The 16,760-nt window shown below is 63.0% G+C and carries 17 protein-coding genes; 8 read left to right on the forward strand and 9 right to left on the reverse strand.

From position 1 onward, the window contains the following. Nucleotides 1–47: 47 nt before the first annotated feature. Nucleotides 48–2,249: an RNA degradosome polyphosphate kinase gene (locus A4R29_RS10075; RefSeq protein ID WP_024505006.1), complete on the forward strand. Its 2,202-nt coding sequence runs from the start codon at nt 48–50 to the stop codon at nt 2,247–2,249. Then, complete coding sequence (gene ppx / locus A4R29_RS10080; RefSeq protein ID WP_024505005.1) at nt 2,249–3,784, forward strand: exopolyphosphatase; 1,536 nt, start codon at nt 2,249–2,251, stop codon at nt 3,782–3,784. Before A4R29_RS10075 ends, ppx begins: the two co-directional genes overlap by 1 nt. A 285-nt stretch (nt 3,785–4,069) precedes the next feature. Here ppx and A4R29_RS10085 read toward each other — a convergent pair whose 3' ends face one another. From A4R29_RS10085 to A4R29_RS10100, 4 genes are all read right to left on the reverse strand, one after another. Next, entirely contained in the window at nt 4,070–4,474 is a 405-nt protein-coding gene (locus tag A4R29_RS10085) for a DoxX family protein (protein WP_063173634.1), read from the reverse strand. Nucleotides 4,475–4,631: 157 nt separating this feature from the next. After that, nucleotides 4,632–5,051, reverse strand: a complete 420-nt coding sequence (locus tag A4R29_RS10090; protein ID WP_013532413.1) for a DoxX family protein — start codon at nt 5,049–5,051, stop codon at nt 4,632–4,634. 235 nt (nt 5,052–5,286) lie between these two features. After that, the gene (fumC, locus tag A4R29_RS10095; RefSeq protein WP_024505710.1) at nt 5,287–6,684 is read right to left on the reverse strand and encodes a class II fumarate hydratase; all 1,398 of its coding nucleotides are present in this window, start codon (nt 6,682–6,684) and stop codon (nt 5,287–5,289) included. A 210-nt stretch (nt 6,685–6,894) separates the two neighbouring features. Next, the gene (locus tag A4R29_RS10100; protein ID WP_063171825.1) at nt 6,895–7,374 is read right to left on the reverse strand and encodes a cupin domain-containing protein; all 480 of its coding nucleotides are present in this window, start codon (nt 7,372–7,374) and stop codon (nt 6,895–6,897) included. An 88-nt stretch (nt 7,375–7,462) separates the two neighbouring features. Here A4R29_RS10100 and A4R29_RS10105 point away from each other — a divergent pair, with 88 nt between their 5' ends. Next, nucleotides 7,463–8,479, forward strand: a complete 1,017-nt coding sequence (locus A4R29_RS10105) for a LysR family transcriptional regulator (protein ID WP_224673043.1) — start codon at nt 7,463–7,465, stop codon at nt 8,477–8,479. Here the strand turns inward: A4R29_RS10105 and A4R29_RS10110 are convergent. Both A4R29_RS10110 and betI read right to left on the reverse strand, forming a co-directional pair. Beyond that, nucleotides 8,464–9,222, reverse strand: coding sequence for an SDR family NAD(P)-dependent oxidoreductase (locus tag A4R29_RS10110; RefSeq protein ID WP_027163324.1), 759 nt, complete (start codon nt 9,220–9,222; stop codon nt 8,464–8,466). The two genes, A4R29_RS10105 and A4R29_RS10110, sit on opposite strands and share 16 nt — an antisense overlap. Nucleotides 9,223–9,345: 123 nt before the next feature. Beyond that, on the reverse strand, nt 9,346–9,984 hold the full coding sequence (betI, locus tag A4R29_RS10115; protein WP_024505714.1) for a choline-binding transcriptional repressor BetI: 639 nt from the start codon (nt 9,982–9,984) through the stop codon (nt 9,346–9,348). An 81-nt stretch (nt 9,985–10,065) separates the two neighbouring features. On the opposite strand from betI, the gene choX reads away from it, so the two are divergent. Continuing rightward, nucleotides 10,066–11,004, forward strand: coding sequence for a choline ABC transporter substrate-binding protein (gene choX, locus A4R29_RS10120; protein ID WP_063171826.1), 939 nt, complete (start codon nt 10,066–10,068; stop codon nt 11,002–11,004). An 8-nt stretch (nt 11,005–11,012) separates the two neighbouring features. Then, nucleotides 11,013–11,825 (forward strand): alpha/beta fold hydrolase, encoded by an 813-nt coding sequence (locus A4R29_RS10125; protein ID WP_063173635.1) that lies wholly within the window; start codon nt 11,013–11,015, stop codon nt 11,823–11,825. 83 nt (nt 11,826–11,908) lie between these two features. Here the strand turns inward: A4R29_RS10125 and A4R29_RS10130 are convergent, their stop codons facing one another. Then, nucleotides 11,909–12,694 (reverse strand): NIPSNAP family protein, encoded by a 786-nt coding sequence (locus A4R29_RS10130; protein WP_063171827.1) that lies wholly within the window; start codon nt 12,692–12,694, stop codon nt 11,909–11,911. 149 nt (nt 12,695–12,843) lie between these two features. On the opposite strand from A4R29_RS10130, the gene A4R29_RS10135 reads away from it, so the two are divergent. Further along, nucleotides 12,844–13,470: a TetR/AcrR family transcriptional regulator gene (locus tag A4R29_RS10135; protein ID WP_244506939.1), complete on the forward strand. Its 627-nt coding sequence runs from the start codon at nt 12,844–12,846 to the stop codon at nt 13,468–13,470. A 20-nt stretch (nt 13,471–13,490) separates the two neighbouring features. Here A4R29_RS10135 and A4R29_RS10140 read toward each other — a convergent pair whose 3' ends face one another. Continuing rightward, entirely contained in the window at nt 13,491–14,084 is a 594-nt protein-coding gene (locus A4R29_RS10140; RefSeq protein WP_013532403.1) for a hypothetical protein, read from the reverse strand. 110 nt (nt 14,085–14,194) lie between these two features. Here A4R29_RS10140 and A4R29_RS10145 point away from each other — a divergent pair, with 110 nt between their 5' ends. Then, the gene (locus A4R29_RS10145) at nt 14,195–15,325 is read left to right on the forward strand and encodes a metallophosphoesterase (RefSeq protein WP_063173636.1); all 1,131 of its coding nucleotides are present in this window, start codon (nt 14,195–14,197) and stop codon (nt 15,323–15,325) included. A 57-nt stretch (nt 15,326–15,382) separates the two neighbouring features. Here A4R29_RS10145 and A4R29_RS10150 read toward each other — a convergent pair whose 3' ends face one another. Continuing rightward, a complete protein-coding gene (locus tag A4R29_RS10150; protein WP_063171829.1) occupies nt 15,383–15,562 on the reverse strand; it encodes a CsbD family protein in 180 nt (59 codons plus the stop codon). A 197-nt stretch (nt 15,563–15,759) separates the two neighbouring features. On the opposite strand from A4R29_RS10150, the gene A4R29_RS10155 reads away from it, so the two are divergent. Continuing rightward, on the forward strand, nt 15,760–16,413 hold the full coding sequence (locus tag A4R29_RS10155) for a glutathione S-transferase family protein (protein WP_063171830.1): 654 nt from the start codon (nt 15,760–15,762) through the stop codon (nt 16,411–16,413). Nucleotides 16,414–16,760: the final 347 nt, after the last annotated feature.

The raw sequence follows: 16,760 nt of genomic DNA on the forward strand, positions 1-16,760 counted from the left end.
AGAGTGACTGGCTAGCCGGCTTGAGCGGGTGTGGAAGAGCGGGAATCATGAACGAACTGAAGCCGGTGCAGAACGAATTCGTGGATGTCGAGGTGGCTCGCCCGGAAGGCGGCAACCCTGACCGGTTTGTCAACCGCGAGTTTTCCTGGCTGCAGTTCAACCGGCGCGTTCTCGAGGAATCGCTGAACCTCAATCACCCGCTGCTGGAGCGCGTCCGCTTCCTGTCGATCTCGGCCGCCAATCTCGACGAGTTCTTCATGGTCCGTGTCGCCGGTCTTGCCGGCCAGGTGCGCGAGGGCATCACGCTGAAGAGCCCCGACGGCCGCACCCCCGAACAGCAGCTCGAACAGCTGCTGCGTGAGGTCGAGCGGCTGCAGGAAGACCAGCAGAAGAGCCTTTCGGCGCTCACCGTGCTGCTCAACAAGGAAGGCATCGAGAGCATCACCCGCGATGCGCTGACCAAGGACGAGAAAATCTGGCTGGAAGACCATTTCCAGGAGCAGGTTTTCCCGGTGCTGACCCCGCTGTCGATCGACCCGGCGCATCCGTTCCCGTTCATCCCCAATCTCGGCTTCTCGATGGCGCTGCAATTGCGCCATCGCAAGAATGGCGAGGAGATGAGCGCGCTGCTGCGCCTGCCGGTGGCGCTGAAGCGCTTCATCCGTCTGCCGGACCGCAAGCATCATGTCCGCTTCATCCCGCTGGAAGAGGCTGTCGGCCTCTATATCGGCAAGCTCTTCCCCGGCTATGAGGTCAAGGGCTCCGGCACGTTCCGCATCATCCGTGACAGCGATATCGAGGTCGAGGAGGAATCCGAGGACCTCGTGCGCCTGTTCGAAACGGCGCTGAAGCGGCGTCGGCGCGGATCGGTGATCCGCATCGAGTTCGACAGGCTGATGCCTGGCGAATTGCGCGATTTCGTCGCCGGCGAGCTTGGCGTGTCGTCCAGCCGCATCAGCGTCTTGACCGGTCCATTGGCGCTCAGCCAGATTTCCGAGATCGTCGCCGTTCCCCGCGACGACCTGAAATTCACGCCCTACAATCCGCGTTTTCCCGAGCGCATCCGCGAGCATGGCGGCGATTGTTTCGCCGCCATCCGCGAGAAGGACATCGTCGTCCATCACCCTTACGAATCCTTCGATGTGGTGGTGCAGTTCCTGCGCCAGGCAATGGCCGATCCGGAGGTGGTGGCGATCAAGCAGACGCTTTACCGCACCTCCAACGACAGCCCGATCGTGCGCGCGCTGGTCGACGCGGCCGAGGCCGGCAAGTCGGTCACCGCGCTGGTCGAACTCAAGGCGCGTTTCGACGAGGAAGCCAACATCCGCTGGGCGCGCGACCTGGAGCGGGCCGGCGTGCAGGTGGTGTTCGGCTTTCTCGAACTGAAGACACATGCGAAAATGTCGCTGGTGGTGCGGCGCGAGGACGGCAAGCTGCGCAACTACGTGCATCTTGGCACCGGCAACTACCACCCGGTCACCGCGCGCATCTACACCGACCTGTCCTTCTTCACCACAGATCCGACGATTGCCCGCGATGTCGCCCAGCTGTTCAATTTCATCACCGGCTATGCCGAGCCGACGGACGAAATGCGGCTGGCGATCTCGCCGTTCACGCTGAGAAGCCGCATCCTGAAGCACATTGCCGACGAGATTGCCTACGCGGTGCAAGGCAAACCGGCGCGCATCTGGATGAAGATGAACGCGCTCGTCGATCCGATCATCATCGACGCGCTCTACGATGCCAGCCGCGCCGGCGTCGAGATCGACCTTGTCGTGCGCGGCATCTGCTGCCTGCGGCCGCAGGTTCCGGGCCTGTCGGAAAACATCCGCGTAAAATCGATCGTCGGCCGTTTTCTCGAGCACAGCCGCATCTATTGTTTCGGCAATGGTTACGGCCTGCCGTCGGACGAGGCGATCGTCTACATCTCCTCGGCCGACCTGATGCCGCGTAATCTCGACCGCCGCGTCGAAACCATGGTGCCGATCACCAATCCAACTGTGCATGAACAGATCCTTGGTCAGATCATGCTGGGCAACATTATGGACAATCAGCAAAGTTTCGACGTATTGGCTGATGGAACCTCCCGGCGCGTCGTGCTGGAGGAGGGCGAGGAACCGTTCAACGCGCAGGAATATTTCATGACCAATCCGAGCCTGTCGGGACGGGGTGACGCGCTGAAGTCGCATGCGCCCAAGCGCATCGCGCAGTTCAAGCGCCGCAAGAAGAACGCCGCAGCGTCCGGCTGATGCTGTCTGATTCTCAGGGCCGGCTGCAGGACCGCCGACCGCTGTCCATCATCGACATCGGATCGAACTCGATCCGTCTCGTCGTCTATGAGGGGCTGGCGCGCTCGCCGACCATGCTGTTCAACGAAAAGATGCTGGCCGGTCTCGGCCGCGGCATCGTTTCGACCGGCAAGCTCGACCCCGAGGCGGTAACGCGCTCGATGGAAGAGTTCCGCCGCTTTCGTGCGCTTTCCGACCAGGCCGGCGCCGAGCAAATGTATGTGCTGGCGACCGCGGCGGCCCGCGAGGCGGTCAACGGCCCCGATTTCATCCACCGCGCCGAGGATGTGCTGAAGACCGAGATCCGAGTGATCAGCGGTCGTCAGGAAGCGTACTATTCCGCGCTCGGCGTCATTTCCGGTTTCCATCCGGCCGATGGCATCGCCGGCGATCTGGGCGGCGGCAGCCTCGAACTGGTCGATGTCAGCGGCGAGGCGATCGGCGACGGCATCACGCTGCCGCTGGGCGGCCTGCGCCTGCAGGACATGGCGAAGAACTCGCTGGCCCAGGCGGCCAGGATCGCGCGTGACGAACTGGCGAAGGCCAAGCTGTTGAAAGGCGGGCAGGGCAGGCCCTTCTACGCCGTGGGCGGCACCTGGCGAAATCTTGCCCGGCTGCACATGGAAATGACCAACTATCCGCTTGGCGTCATGCACCATTACGAGATATCGGCCGAAAGCGCGGCGAACTTCCTCAAGCAGGTGGCCAAGGCCGAGATCGAGAAGGTCAAGGGCATCGAAGGCGTTTCGAAGAACCGCCGTTCGCTGCTGCCCTATGGCGCCATCGTGCTGCAGGAGATCATGGCGGCGATGCAGCCGTCGAAGATCATCGTCTCGGCGCTCGGCGTGCGCGAAGGCTTTCTCTATTCGCTGCTCGACGAGGCGGAGCAGAAGGCCGATCCGCTGATTTCGGCCTCGGAGGAACTCGCCCGCCTGCGCTCGCGCTCCGTCACCCATGCGCACGAACTTGTCGACTGGACCGCCAAGACCTTTGCCGCCTTCGGCATCGACGAGACCGAGGACGAGGCGCGCTACCGCCACGCGGCCGCATTGCTGGCCGACATCGGCTGGCGCGCGCATCCCGAATACCGCGGCAAGCAATCGCTCAACATCATTGCGCACGCGTCCTTCTTCGGCGTCGACCATCCTGGCCGTGCTTTCCTGGCGATGGCCAACGCCTATCGTCACGACGGCATCTTCAACGAAGCCATCGCCCCCGAGATCAAGGCTCTGGCATCACCGCGTTATCTGGAGCGCGCCCGCGTGCTCGCCGCGATGATGCGCGTCGTCTACCTGCTGACGGCGTCGATGCCCGGCATCATGCCCAGGCTGAAATGGGAACAGCGCGCCAACGGCGTGCTGGCGCTGGTCTTGCCGGCATCGCTGGCCGATCTCTATGGCGAGCGGCCGGCCGGGCGCCTGGCGCAGCTGGCCAGGATCACCAACCGCCGGCTGGTGCTGGCCGTCGAGGGTGGCCCCAGCATGTCGGTGAAATAAGGCGCTAGCTGCTAGCAGACCCGTGTCTTATCTGACTTAAGCATAGACCTGCCGGTCGTACTTCGCCGGCGGCTTCGCGTTTGATGACCGGCTTCCCCCAATCCGTCGCTGCTTTGCAGCGCCACCTTTCCCCCCTCCGGAGGGAAAGGAAGGGAGCCTTGTTGGAAGAGCGTTGGCGGCAACAGGCTCGCGGCCTTCCTCTACCCCGTCGATCAGGGGAGAGGTGACTCGACGAAGCCGAGACGGAGTGGGGTCGATCAGCTCGGGCCCATCTACGCAAAAATATCAAACCGCGCCGCGCCCGTCGATCGACCATGCGCCGGCGCCGGCCATCGCCAGCGCTACAAACCCACCTGATATCGCAATGTCCTTCATCAGCATCTGCTGGTGCAGGAAGGCGAGCATCGCGTCGCCGCCGCCCTGGCCATAATGGCCGATGAAGCCGGCGACGATACTGAAGGCAGCGAGCAGAAGCGCTATGATCCGGGTCTGGAAACCGACCAGGATGAGCAGCCCGGCGATCAGTTCGAACAGTCCCGTGCCCCAGGCAGCAAGTGTCGGCAGCGGCAGGCCGAGGCCGGCGAAATAGCCTGTGGTGCCGGCGATGTCGCTCAATGCATGGAAACCGGAAGGCACGAACAGGGCGGCGAGCAGCAGCCGGGAGAGCAGGAGCAGCGCGTTGCGGGGCATGTTCACCTCCGTTGTCGGCCGCCGGCCGGCCTCGTCCCGATAGCCCCGATCCTATCAGAAACTCCGGCCGACAGATCGGCGGTCATGCACCAACAACGAAAAAGCGGCGCGGAAAATTCCGCGCCGCTTTCTTGTTCGGCTATTGCCGGGTCTTGGCTCAGCCGCGCTTGGCGTCGATCGAATAGGCACCGGCGCCCGAGGAAGCCAGCACGAGGAAGCCGCCCGCAATGGCGAGGTTCTTGAGAAACTGGATCATCTGCATCTGGTCGGCCCAACCGGTATGGGCGACCAAACCGGTAGCGACCGTGAAGACCGCCAGCACCCAGGCGACAATCCGGGTCTTGAAGCCGACGAGGATGGCGAGGCCGCCGAGAAGCTCGATCAGGCCGACGACGGTGGCCGTTACGGTCGGCAAGGGCAGGCCGAGGCTGCCGAAATAGCCCGCTGTTCCGCTAATGGCGGTGAGCTTGCCGAAACCTGAAAGCAGGAAGATGACCGCGAGCAGGACGCGGCCGAGGAGGATGGTGGTCGAGGCATTGGATGCGCCGGAACCGGCGACTGAAATGTTGGTGGACATGGTGGCTCTCCGGGATGGGTTGATGCCGGGGAGATAGAGCAAACCGACTGTTCACCAAAGCCACCAGACCGGCGACACATTGTTCACAGTACTTACGTTTCCGTGATCGGGCGGCCTGCGCAAAATTCGCTTCGGGTGAGGTCGTGACGGGAGTAAATTCTCCCCTCACGAAATACCGGGCTTTTGGTTGACGCAATTCCGGACCGAAAACCGCAGACACTTTTCCTGGAATTGCCTACCCCGGATGCGTCATATCCTCCGGCCGCACCAGCCGGTCGTAATCGGCTTCGCTGACCAGCCCGGTGGCGAGCGCTTCCTCGCGCAAAGTGGTGCCCTTCTTGTGCGCGGTCTTGGCGATCTTGGCGGCATTGTCGTAGCCGATGGTCGGCGCCAGCGCCGTCACCAGCATCAGCGAGCGGTCGAGTGCCGCCTTGATGTTGTCTTCGCGGGCCTCGATGCCGACGACGCAATTGTCGGTGAAGGAGACCGAGGCGTCGCAGAGCAACTGCACCGACTGCAGGAAGTTGTAGGCCATCAGCGGATTGTAGACATTGAGCTCGAAATGACCCTGGCTGCCGGCGAAGGTGAGCGCCGCATTGTTGCCGAACACCTGTACGCAGACCTGCGTCAGCGCCTCGCACTGGGTCGGGTTGACCTTGCCCGGCATGATCGACGAGCCCGGTTCGTTTTCCGGCAGCGACAGTTCGCCGAGGCCCGAGCGCGGGCCTGAGCCGAGGAAGCGGATGTCGTTGGCGATCTTGAATAGCGCGGCGGCCGCCGCGTTGATGGCGCCGTGCGAAAACACCATGGAATCATGGGCCGCCAGCGCCTCGAACTTGTTCGGCGCGGTGACGAAGGCGATGCCGGTGATGGAGGCGATGCGATCCGCGACCCTTTCGGCGAAGCCGACCGGCGCGTTGAGGCCGGTGCCGACGGCGGTGCCGCCCTGCGCCAGTTCCTGCAAGCCGGGCAACGTCAGCTCGATGCGCTTGATCGACGAAGCGACCTGCGCGGCATAGCCCGAAAATTCCTGGCCAAGCGTAAGGGGGGTGGCATCCTGCGTGTGCGTGCGGCCGATCTTGATGATGTGATTGAACTCTCTGCTCTTGGCGGCGAGCGCCTTGTGCAGGTGCTTCAGTGCCGGCAACAGATCGTGCACGATACGTTCGGCGCAGGCGATGTGCATAGCTGTCGGATAGGTGTCGTTCGACGATTGGCTCATATTGACGTGATCGTTGGGATGCACCGGCTTCTTGGAGCCCATGACACCGCCCAGCATCTCAATCGCCCGGTTGGAGATCACCTCATTGGCGTTCATGTTGGACTGGGTGCCCGAACCGGTCTGCCAGACCACCAGCGGGAAATGCTCATCGAGCTTGCCGTCGATGACCTCTTGCGCCGCCTCGACAATCGTCTTGCCGATCGCAGGATCGAGCCGCTTGAGCTCCATGTTGGCTTCGGCCGCCGCCCGCTTGACGATGCCCAATGCGCGCACGATCGACGCCGGCTGCTTCTCCCAACCGATCTTGAAATTGCCGAGCGAACGCTGCGCCTGCGCGCCCCAATACCGGTCGGCGGCGACTTCGATGGGACCGAACGTGTCGGTTTCGGTTCTGGTCTTTGCAGCGGTCACGGGTCTCTCCTTGTCGAAGTCGGCAACGGCGTATCGCGTTGCACAAACGGCTTCAAGCGGAGAATGCGGGCGGCGAGGATGCAAATCGGTTGAAGGCGCGGCGCTTCTCTCCTTCTCCCACAAAGGGAGGATGCAAATCGGTTGAAGGCGCGGCGCTTCTCTCCTTCTCCCACAAAGGAAAGAAGGGAAGGGCTGCGCAGTTTCGGCCTCTCACCACAGCGGCGGACCGACAATGTCGATGCCGTTTTTTGCGCAAAGCTGCACCAGTGCCGCGATGATTTCCGGTGTTGGTTCCATCAGCGGCGGCAGTTCGGGCTGTTCGGCGGGACGGCTCGCCTGACGCAGCATCGTCTCAAAATCCGAACCGCGCGTGATGGTGAGGGCGCGCGCACCTTCCGGGGATTCGACCCGGTAGGTGTGCGGCAGGCCTTTCGGTGCGATGACGGTTTCGCCGGCGTCCGCAATGCGTTCGTGGCCGTCGATCTGAAAGCGCAATCTCCCCTCCAGGATGTGAAACACTTCGTCTTCCCTGCGATGCACATGCAGCGGCGGCGAGTCGCCATAGGGCATGTGATGCTCGACGACGCAGGTGCCGTCCTCTCCTGCCATCGACGAGACGTGGATCGCGACGAGCGTGTTGTTGAACCAGAAGAGTTCCTTGCCTGTGATCGTGCCGGGGGTCATTGTCATGGCGTGTCTGATCCTTCTGTTGCCTGTGCCTGCTGGGCCGATGACGATCTAGCCAGGGATACGCCGACAACGGAAATCGAATGATCGTATGGGGCGAATTGATGCGATGAATTTGAACGCGCTCGACCTCAATCTCATCAAGGTGTTCGACGCCCTTCTGCGGGAGAGAAGCGTTACGCGTGCCGGCGAGCAGATCGGCCTCAGCCAACCTGCCGTCAGCGCTGCGCTCAATCGCTTGCGACATCTTCTCAACGACCAGCTGTTCGTGCGACGGGGCAATGACATGATGCCGACACCGCGCGCCGAGAGCATGGCCGAGCCGTTGCGCGTGGCGCTTCGCGAGATCGAACGCGTCTTCCATTCGGCCAAGGCGTTCGATCCGGCGGAACTGGAGCGAACCTTCACGTTCATGGGGGCGGATTTCTTTTCGATGATGCTGATGCCAGCGCTGGCGGCACGCATCGCTGGCGCCGCGCCGCGCGCGTCGCTAAGGTTTCTCGATAGCGCGCGCGGCGATGTCTCGCGGCTGCTCCAGGACGATGAAATCGACGTAGCGCTCGAGCGTCCGCTGGAGGTCTCCGACTGGGTCTCAAGCACGCCTCTGTTCCATTCACCATTCGCCATCATCGCCGCGCAGGACAACGCTGCGATCAGGCAGGCGGGAATCATGGAAGGCAAGACTCTGCCGATCGACCTCTTCTGCGAACTGCCCCATATTCTTCGTTCTATCGACGGCTCGATGTCGGGCTCCACCGACGAGGCGCTCCGCAAGATCGGGCGGACGCGCCGTGTAAGCCTGACCCTGCCGCACTTTCAGGCTGTCGCATTAGCCGTGGCAAATGGAAACCACCTGTCGGCGGTGCCCAGGCAGTTCGCGGTTTGGGCGGCCGAGACCCTGCCGCTCGTCATCTTTGAACCGCCGCTTCCCATTGCTGTTCCGGAAATCAGGATGTACTGGCACGCGCGCCACGACGACGAGCCACCCCATCGCTGGGTTCGCGATCAGGTCCTGGAGGCGGTAGGCGTACTTGGATTTGTAGAAAGTGGCGTCGCTGAAAATGTCGGCGCTTGGCGTGGCGCCCGGACGGATCAGCCCGCGGTATAACCACCGTCGACGGAGAAGACCCCGCCGCTGGTCCAGGCCGCCTCGTCGCTAGCGAGGTACACTGCGATGCCCGCCAGATCGTCGGGGCGGCCGATTCTGCCAAGCGGATAGCTGCGCTCGACATAGGCTTTCAGCTCGGCCTTTGCCTCGGCCGGCAAATTGTCGACGGTCTTGCGTCGCATGGCGGTGTCGACAGTGCCGGGCGCGATGGCGTTGACGCGGATGCTGCGCGGGCCGAGTTCGAAGGCCAGCGATTTGGTCAGCGAGTTCAACGCGCCCTTTGACAGGGAATAGAGGCTCGAGGGCCGCTTCGGGATCATCTTGTTGGCGAAATAGGACGAGATGTTGATCACCGACGCGCCGGCCGCCAGATGCGGCAGCAGACCCTGCGTGAGGAAGAACACCGCCGTCACATTGAGCGCGAAGGATTGTTGGAACTGCGCCTCGCTGACGGTCTCGAACGGCACCAGGAAAGCCACCCCGGCATTGTTGACGAGAATATCGAGCGGCCTGCCGGATTTTTTGACGTGCTCGACGACGGCCGCAATGCCGGCCGATGTGGCAAGATCGGCCGACAGCGTCTCGATAGTGCCGCCGAGGTGCTTATGGGCGGCGTCGAGCTTCTTGGTGTCACGGCCGACGATCAGGACGTCCGCGCCCTCGCGCGAAAAGGCCTCGGCGATCGCCAGGCCGATACCGTCCGACCCGCCGGTGACCAGCGCGCGCTTGTTGTGAAGTCTCATCGGATGCTCCGAGATTTCTGCGTCGTCGAGAGCACCGTATAGTGGCGGCCAAGGTCAAGCCGTCAGCCTATCCCACAGTATGAACTTCGACCGCTGCCACCCGGCAGGCCGGCCGAGGCTGGTTTAAGCGCCGGCGGTCGCAAGCTCCCCCAAAGCCAGCCGTCCCGCGACATAATTCTTGACCTGGCGGACAGCCTGTTCGCGCGACACACTGCCCGGCTGCAGGCCGAGCCGCAACCAAAGCCCGTCGATCAGCGCGGTGACGCCAAGCGCGATGTCGTCGGCATCTCCGGGCGAGGCGAGGCCGCGCAGGCCCGACAACAGGTTCGAGCGCATGCGCGCATGGATCACCCTCTGGATACGAGCCATCTTCTCGTCGCGCGGCACCTCGGCGCAGAGCGACAGCCAGGCATGGCAGAGAGGCGGCTGGAACAGATGCTCCTCGAAATTGCCCTCGATCACCGCATCCATGCGCTCCATCGGTGTCTGCGCCCGGCGAAGCCGCGCGATCACCGCCTGGCACAGGACGGCGTTTGCCTCACGCATCGCGTGCTCGAACAATTCCTGCTTGTTGCGGAAATAGTGCAGCACGATGCCCTTGGAGGCACCGGCCTGCGCCGCCACCTTTTCCAGTGTCGCGCCGGCAATGCCCTCGCGCTCCAGCACCGCGAAGGCCGCCTGCCGCAATTCCTTGCGGCGGATCTCACTGAGACGCTTGAGTTTCACGGCATCGGTCCATGCATGTCGAATCCACGTTGACATCTTCGTCCGTTCAGATCAAGAATTGACCCATGGGACAATAAAAAGACCGATTGGTCAATTTTGTGGACGAGGAGAACCGAAATGTTGCGCATCCTTGCAAATGGCGTCTGCCTTGCCGGCCTCATGTTGGCCACTCATGCGGCCCAGGCGGCCGAGGCCGAAGAGTGCAAGACGGTCCGCATGGCCGAACCCGGCTGGAACGACCTTGCCTTCACCACAGGAGTCGCAAATGTCCTGTTGGAGGCGCTTGGCTATCAGCCGCAAAGCCAGGTGCTCGGCATCAACGTCATCTACGAGGGCATGAAAAACAGGGACCTCGACCTGTTCCTGGGCTACTGGGACCCGGCCATGGTCACCTATTACGAGCCCTACAAGAAGGACGGCTCGGTCGAGAATGTGCGCGTCAATCTCGTAGGCGCCAAATACACATTCGCCGTGCCGACCTATGTCTGGGAAGCCGGCGTCAAGGACATTTCCGACCTGCACAAATTCGCCGACAAATTCGGCAAGAAAATGTACGGCATCGAGCCCGGTTCAAACCAGTTGATGATGGACGCTATCGCCGATCCCGCCTTTGGCCTGGAAGGCTGGCAGGTGGTCGAATCGAGCGAAGCCGGCATGCTTTCCGAGGTCGGCTACGAGATCAAGGAGAAGCAGTTCATCGTCTTCCAGGGCTGGGCGCCGCACCCGATGAACACGATGTACGACTTCAAATATCTGACCGGCGGCGACAAATTCTTCGGCCCGAATTTCGGCGCCGCGACGGTGACGACGCAGGTGCGCAAGGGCTATCTGCAGCAATGCCCGAACGTCGCACAGTTCTTGAAAAACCTCGCCTTCGACATCGATTTCGAGAATGTCGGCATGGGTTATCTGATCAATGACGGCATGAAGCCGGAGGACGGCGCGCTGAAAGCAATCACGGCCAACAAGAGCCGTCTCGATGCCTGGCTCGCCGGCGTCACCACCTTCGACGGCCAACCCGGGCTTGCCGTGGTCAAGGAAAAGCTCGGCCTGTGAGGGCGGCGGTGCTGAATGCCTGCGCGGACCAGGACGGCTGGGCCGGCCGCAAGCAGTTCGTCACTGTCGGCGATCTCGACATCGCCTATGTCGAGGTAACAGGCGCCGAGCCGGCACTGCTGTTGGTGCACGGCTTCACCGACACCAGCCGCAGCTTTTCGCTTCTTGCGCCATATCTGGCCGGCCGCCGTCTGATCATGCCGGATCTGCGCGGCCACGGCGCCTCGCAGGCCGGCAAAGGCTGCGGCATCGCCGATTTCGCCGACGATATTGCTGGGCTGGTCCTGCGTTTGCGGCTCGACCGGCCGGTCGTCGTCGGCCATTCGCTGGGCGCCATGGTGGCCATCGCATTGGCTGGGCGACACAGGGAGCTGATTGGCGGGCTGGTGGTGCTGGCCGGCACGCTGAAGTCCGATTTCGCGCCGGATCATCCGCTGGTCGCGGGCGTCGAGGCGCTGCGCGACCCGATATCGCCGGCCGATCCGTTCTACGCCTGGTGGCATGCCTGCAGTCCCGACGTGCCTCCAGCCTTTCTCGCTGGCCTGGCGCAAGAGGCCTCGGCGATGCCGACGCTGCGCTGGCGCGCGATTCTCGAGGAAATCCGCCGCGCCGATCTGACCGATGCGGCGCGGGCCGTGCAAGTCCGGACGCTGATCATTGCCGGCGCGTGCGACCCGCTGTTCGGCGAGGCGCACCAGCAGGCGTTGCAATCCGCTCTTGCCGGAGCCGTCTTCGTTCGGGCTGAGAGCTGTGGCCACAACCCGCATTGGGAAGATCCGGCCCTCGTCGCCAAGACCATCATCGAGGCATTTGAAGTCTGATGCATGTCGCCCAAAAGTGGCCCCGGTTTTGGGAGAATGACATGCACAAAAAAGGATCTATTCCTAAAGCGCGTCGACGCGCTTTAGGAATAGATCCCGACCAGCGATTGCGATGTCGGCGACAGCCGCAAGGTTTCCGTGGGTTTGGTCCGGCCGGGTTGCGCGGCCCGCCAAAAATCCTGCCATGCCGGCGAGGCGGCAAGCGCGGCCTTGTGGCGGGCATGCGCTTCTGTGCTGGCAAAACCCATGACGCTGATGAAGACGTTTTCGTCAGCCCGTACCGGCAGGCGCGGAAAATTGTTTTCGGCAGGCTCGGTCACGAACGCGGCGAGCAGGCGTGCGTCGGCCGTCATCAGGCACGCCGTCTCAATCTCGAAGCGGGTGGTGAAATCTGCCTCCGTGCCGGGCTGCAAATGATGAATCTCGATGACCACGATGCCGGCCAGCGGCCTGTTTCGAATGGGCTTTTCGTCGCCGGCCAGGCTTGGCCGCTGCGCCCCCGCAAGGTCGAAGCCGGCGCCCGGCCACGCCGGCTTGAGCAGCAGCACATCGTCGGAATCGATCATCGTCGCGTTGGCCGCATCGCGGTGCGCCGCCCAGACCGGCCCGCCATAGAAAGCGGCAAGAGCATTTTTCCGCGCAGCCATGCTGTCGAAGCCGCGCATCCAGACGAACATGTCAGGCCGATCGAGATCCCGGAACTGGCCGATGATGGTCATTCCGGTGTCCTCCTGGCCCTCGATCAATCTGCCGTCGAAGATGTCGATGAGCGTGTCGCGCCGGCCGGGTTTCAGCGTGTATTGCCGCAGCTCGACGACAGGCGAGGCGAGCGCTGAGGGTTTCGTCGCGACGTTCTGGGGCAGGTTCATCCGGCATTCTCCAAAACAGGGTGATTGTCCTGTTTGTAAAACAGACCGGTTGTCCTGTTTTGTCAATATGCTAATGTCCGGCAATGTCAGCAGAGATGATCGCTCAACCAAAACCGCGCCCGGGAAAACGCATCAACGACCCTGAGGGCATGCGCAAGAAAGTGCTCGATGTCGCCGAGGATGCGTTCCAGGCGCGCGGCTATCACGCCTCCAGCATCGGCGACCTGATGGCGGCGGCTGATGTCAGCGGCGGCGCGCTGCATCACCATTTCCCGACCAAGAAGGCGCTCGCGCTGGCGGTGATCGACGAGCGTGTGGCGGCAGCGGTCGAAGAGACATGGATCGCGCCGGTGCTGGCGGCGGCGTCGGCCCGCGAAGGCGTGCGCGCGGTGTTCGAGGCCGTGGCGGCGCAACTGGAGCAGCAGGGTTTCGTGCGCGGCTGTCCGCTCAACAATCTGGCGCACGAATTGTCGCTTGCCGACCCGGATTTCCGCATTGCCCTTGCCGGGATCTTTGCCGGGTGGCGGCGCGCGATTGCCGACAAGCTGCATGCCGACCAGCAGGTGGGCAAGGACGAGCACACGGACCCCGAACGCTTCGCCGCGCTGGCGGTCGCCGCCTATTCCGGAGCGATGTCGATGGCCAAGGCCACGCAGGATGCCGGTGTGCTGCGGGATTGCCTGGCGGGGCTGGAGCGCAGCGCGCCGTCGCCATCGCAGGGCGCATTGGCAGCCAGGCGACGCAACAGGATACTGCCACGGCCGGGAACCCCTTGACTCGCCGTGCTCTGGTTCAGCTACTCGGCCAGCGGCTTGATCGTCTCGTAGCCGTTGACGGATTCCGAACTGGTGCCTTCATCGTAGCGCCGCGCGAGCGCGGCTTGCAGATCTGGCGCATAGAGGGCGGTAAATGAATCCAGCGTCTCGCCGGCACCGTTCTTGAAGGTCTCCTTGACCGCCAGGACATTGTATTTGCACTCGCCCAGGCTGAATGTCTCCTTGCCCTTGACGACCAGGCTCAGCGTCTTGGTGCCCTTCGGCGGCTTGTTCGGCGACAGCTCGACGAACTCTATCGCGGCCTTTGTCCCCGCCTTCAGCGGAAACAGCTTTCGCAGATCGGAAAGCGGGATCATCGCCAGGCGACCGGTGTCGCTGTCGCGAAACACCTCGATCAGGCCGGCAAACAGATACTGGGTTTGCGGCGATTGCGATTCGTAGGTGTTGGCAACCGACATCATCCCGCCGGCCACGGGCCGAAATTCGCTCTGGATGCCGGGCCTCGCCAGAACGAAACCCTTTCTGGCGGACTTGACGTCGACGCAACCGGCCGCATGCGCTGTGCTCGCGCACAACATCGCGGCCAGGATCATGCAGATAGGTGCGGCTTTCATTTTTCGTCCTCCTCCGCTTGCGCAAGCGAGACATGCCAGACCCGTGGCGTCATGTCGATGATGGCGCAGAGGCGCTGGACGACCGGCCGCTGTCCATGCTGAATCAGCGTATGATGAATCGCCGTTCGACTGCATCGCTTTCCCGACGCAACTTCCTGGCGCAGGCTGCGGGATTTGCCGCGGCCGGCGCCTTGTCGCGCCCGGCCTTCGGCCAGACCGGGCAACGTGTCCAGTCGATCGACGCCACTTTCCTGTTCATCGCCGATGTCCATGCCTGCCGCATGGCGAGCGGCTTGAGCCCCAACTGCCTGCAGGAAGGCAAGACCGACGCCGCGCTGCTGCGCAGCGTGGCGGTGCTGAATGCACTTGGCGACAAGGACTGGCCAACTGAGATCAATGGCGTCGCCACCGGCCTGCGTTCGGCCGGCAGGATAGGCACGCCGCGCGGCCTTGTCGTCGGCGGCGACATCACCGACGATGGCGGCGGCCAGATCACGCAGCCGAGCGAGGGCACCCAACTGCTCCAGTTCAGCCAACGCTACAGCCAGGGCGTCGGTCCCGATCGCGTGCACATGCCGGTTTATATCGGGCTCGGCAACCATGATCTCGACCAGAACGGCCCGCCGCACCATGTCGACTGGTATCGGCGCGAACTGCGCGACTATGTCGAGGTCAACCATCGCGCCGGCGTGTTCTTCAAGCCGCCGGTGCCGGCCACCGACTATGATGTCGACACCGACTGTTACTCTTGGGACTGGGGCGGCCTGCATCTGATCCAGACGCATCGTTTCGCCGGCGATACCGGCCACGGCGCCGAGAGCAGCCTGCCATGGCTGAAGCAGGATCTGGCGACCTATGCGGCGGACGGCCGTCCGGTCATCCTGTTCCAGCACTATGGCTGGGACACTTTCTCGGTGGAACGTTGGGATGCCGCCAAGCGGCATTTCGATGATGACGGCAGTGGTGCGCCGCATTGGTGGAGCGAGGCCGACCGGCAGGCGTTGCTGGCGGCGCTGAAGGGCTACAATGTCGTCGGCATTTTCCATGGCCACCAGCACGAAACGCCGCTGATCTATCGCAGGGACGGGATCGACCTGTTCAAGCCGAAGGCTGCCTATATGGGCGGTTTCGCGCTGGCCAGGGTGACCAGCGACGGCATGGACGTGGTGCTGGGCGAGGCGGCCGGCGATCACGGCGAGGTCGCCTTCACCAATGCTTTCAGCAAGGGCTGGAGCACCTGAAAAAGGCGGCCTTCGCGACCGCCTTTCCCTCGATAAAGCGCGTTTGCCGATGTCAGATCAGAGCGCCTTCTCGACCTTGTTCTTGATGTCGCCATAGGCCTTCTGCACCTTACCGGCGGTCCGGTCGCCCGTGCCTTCGGCCTGGGTCTGCCTGTTGCCGGTTGCCTTGCCTGCGGCTTCCTTGACCGAGCCCTTGACCTGCTTGGCCACGCCCGCAACCTGATCCTTATTCACCATTTTTTGCGCATCTCCTGGGCTCTGAATTCGGAGGAATTCATTTGCGGTAGCTAACGAGCCGGCGTCGGTTAGGTTCCAGGCGTCGCCCGGACGGCAGATCAGGTCGCGCGGCCGCCGCCCTGGGGCAAGGCTGGTGGGCTAGGCTGCGAACACGTGTCGACCATGGAATTTGGATGGCCGTGCATGCGGGGAGAAAAATGGCTGAATTCACGCTCTATATCGGCAACAAGTGTTTCTCCTCATGGTCGTTGCGGCCATGGCTGGCGATGAGGCATCTGGAGATCCCGTTCGAGGAAGGTTTCGTGCGGCTGCGCACGCCTGAAACCTTTGCCAATCTGGCGAAAGTGTCGCCGACCGGTCAGGTGCCGGTGCTGAATCACAATGGCAAGATCGTCTGGGAAACCCTTGCCATCCTTGAATATCTCGCCGACCTGTTTCCCGAGAGAAATCTCTGGCCGGCCGATATCGACGCCCGCGCGCTGGCGCGTTCGGCCGCGAGCGAGATGCATTCCGGCTTTCGCGAAGTCCGCTATGGCTGGCCGATGAATTTGCGCCGGCCGAAGGGCCACAAGCCGCTCGACGCCGAGGGCGAGGCGCAACGCGCCCGCATCGAGGCGCTGTGGCGCGAGTGCCGGGAAAAATACGGCAGGGGCGGCCCGTTCCTGTTTGGCCATTTCACCGCGGCCGACGCCATGTATGCGCCTGTCGTCACCCGTTTCGACACCTATGGCGGCACGCTGGCGCCGGATACGCGCGCCTATCTCGACGCCGTGCTGGCAACGCCGGCGATGCGGCACTGGTATGCCGAGGCGGCCAAGGAGAGGTGGCCGGAACCCGGCCCGGACGAATAGCCGGATCCAACGAAAACGCCCCTCGCACCTTTTATCGTGCGGGGGGCGTCTTTGCCATCAACCGTTCTTTCGATTGCTCTCACGAACTGCTGACGACAAGGCATAAATGCGCCTTTGCGCGGATGGTTCCTGGATGCCAGAAAATTTTTTCAACTTGGCGCAAGCGCGCTGTTTGGCGCCCGGTTTGCCGTCATGCCAGCTGGTTTGGCCTGGTGTTTTGGGAGAAATCCGCATCTGTGGCTTTATGCAAATTTGACAGCGCGCCAAAAGAAGCCTACAAGCAAATCGTCGATATTTGTTTGACTGACTTTTGTTATCCGCGCTTTCGAGCGCGCCTTTGACGAACT

The sequence above is a fragment of the Mesorhizobium ciceri biovar biserrulae genome (genome assembly GCF_001618845.1).
In the GTDB taxonomy this organism is placed as follows: Bacteria; Pseudomonadota; Alphaproteobacteria; order Rhizobiales; family Rhizobiaceae; genus Mesorhizobium; species Mesorhizobium ciceri.

What these genes read in the sequence shown, in the direction of transcription:
- A4R29_RS10075 (WP_024505006.1), top strand. Translation starts at nt 48, where the DNA reads ATGAACGAACTGAAGCCGGTGCAGAACGAATTCGTGGATGTCGAGGTG.
- ppx (WP_024505005.1), top strand. Translation starts at nt 2,249, where the DNA reads ATGCTGTCTGATTCTCAGGGCCGGCTGCAGGACCGCCGACCGCTGTCC.
- A4R29_RS10085 (WP_063173634.1), bottom strand. Translation starts at nt 4,474, where the DNA reads ATGCCCCGCAACGCGCTGCTCCTGCTCTCCCGGCTGCTGCTCGCCGCC.
- A4R29_RS10090 (WP_013532413.1), bottom strand. Translation starts at nt 5,051, where the DNA reads ATGTCCACCAACATTTCAGTCGCCGGTTCCGGCGCATCCAATGCCTCG.
- A4R29_RS10100 (WP_063171825.1), bottom strand. Translation starts at nt 7,374, where the DNA reads ATGACAATGACCCCCGGCACGATCACAGGCAAGGAACTCTTCTGGTTC.
- A4R29_RS10105 (WP_224673043.1), top strand. Translation starts at nt 7,463, where the DNA reads ATGGGGCGAATTGATGCGATGAATTTGAACGCGCTCGACCTCAATCTC.
- A4R29_RS10110 (WP_027163324.1), bottom strand. Translation starts at nt 9,222, where the DNA reads ATGAGACTTCACAACAAGCGCGCGCTGGTCACCGGCGGGTCGGACGGT.
- betI (WP_024505714.1), bottom strand. Translation starts at nt 9,984, where the DNA reads ATGTCAACGTGGATTCGACATGCATGGACCGATGCCGTGAAACTCAAG.
- choX (WP_063171826.1), top strand. Translation starts at nt 10,066, where the DNA reads ATGTTGCGCATCCTTGCAAATGGCGTCTGCCTTGCCGGCCTCATGTTG.
- A4R29_RS10130 (WP_063171827.1), bottom strand. Translation starts at nt 12,694, where the DNA reads ATGAACCTGCCCCAGAACGTCGCGACGAAACCCTCAGCGCTCGCCTCG.
- A4R29_RS10135 (WP_244506939.1), top strand. Translation starts at nt 12,844, where the DNA reads ATGCGCAAGAAAGTGCTCGATGTCGCCGAGGATGCGTTCCAGGCGCGC.
- A4R29_RS10140 (WP_013532403.1), bottom strand. Translation starts at nt 14,084, where the DNA reads ATGAAAGCCGCACCTATCTGCATGATCCTGGCCGCGATGTTGTGCGCG.
- A4R29_RS10145 (WP_063173636.1), top strand. Translation starts at nt 14,195, where the DNA reads ATGATGAATCGCCGTTCGACTGCATCGCTTTCCCGACGCAACTTCCTG.
- A4R29_RS10150 (WP_063171829.1), bottom strand. Translation starts at nt 15,562, where the DNA reads ATGGTGAATAAGGATCAGGTTGCGGGCGTGGCCAAGCAGGTCAAGGGC.
- A4R29_RS10155 (WP_063171830.1), top strand. Translation starts at nt 15,760, where the DNA reads ATGGCTGAATTCACGCTCTATATCGGCAACAAGTGTTTCTCCTCATGG.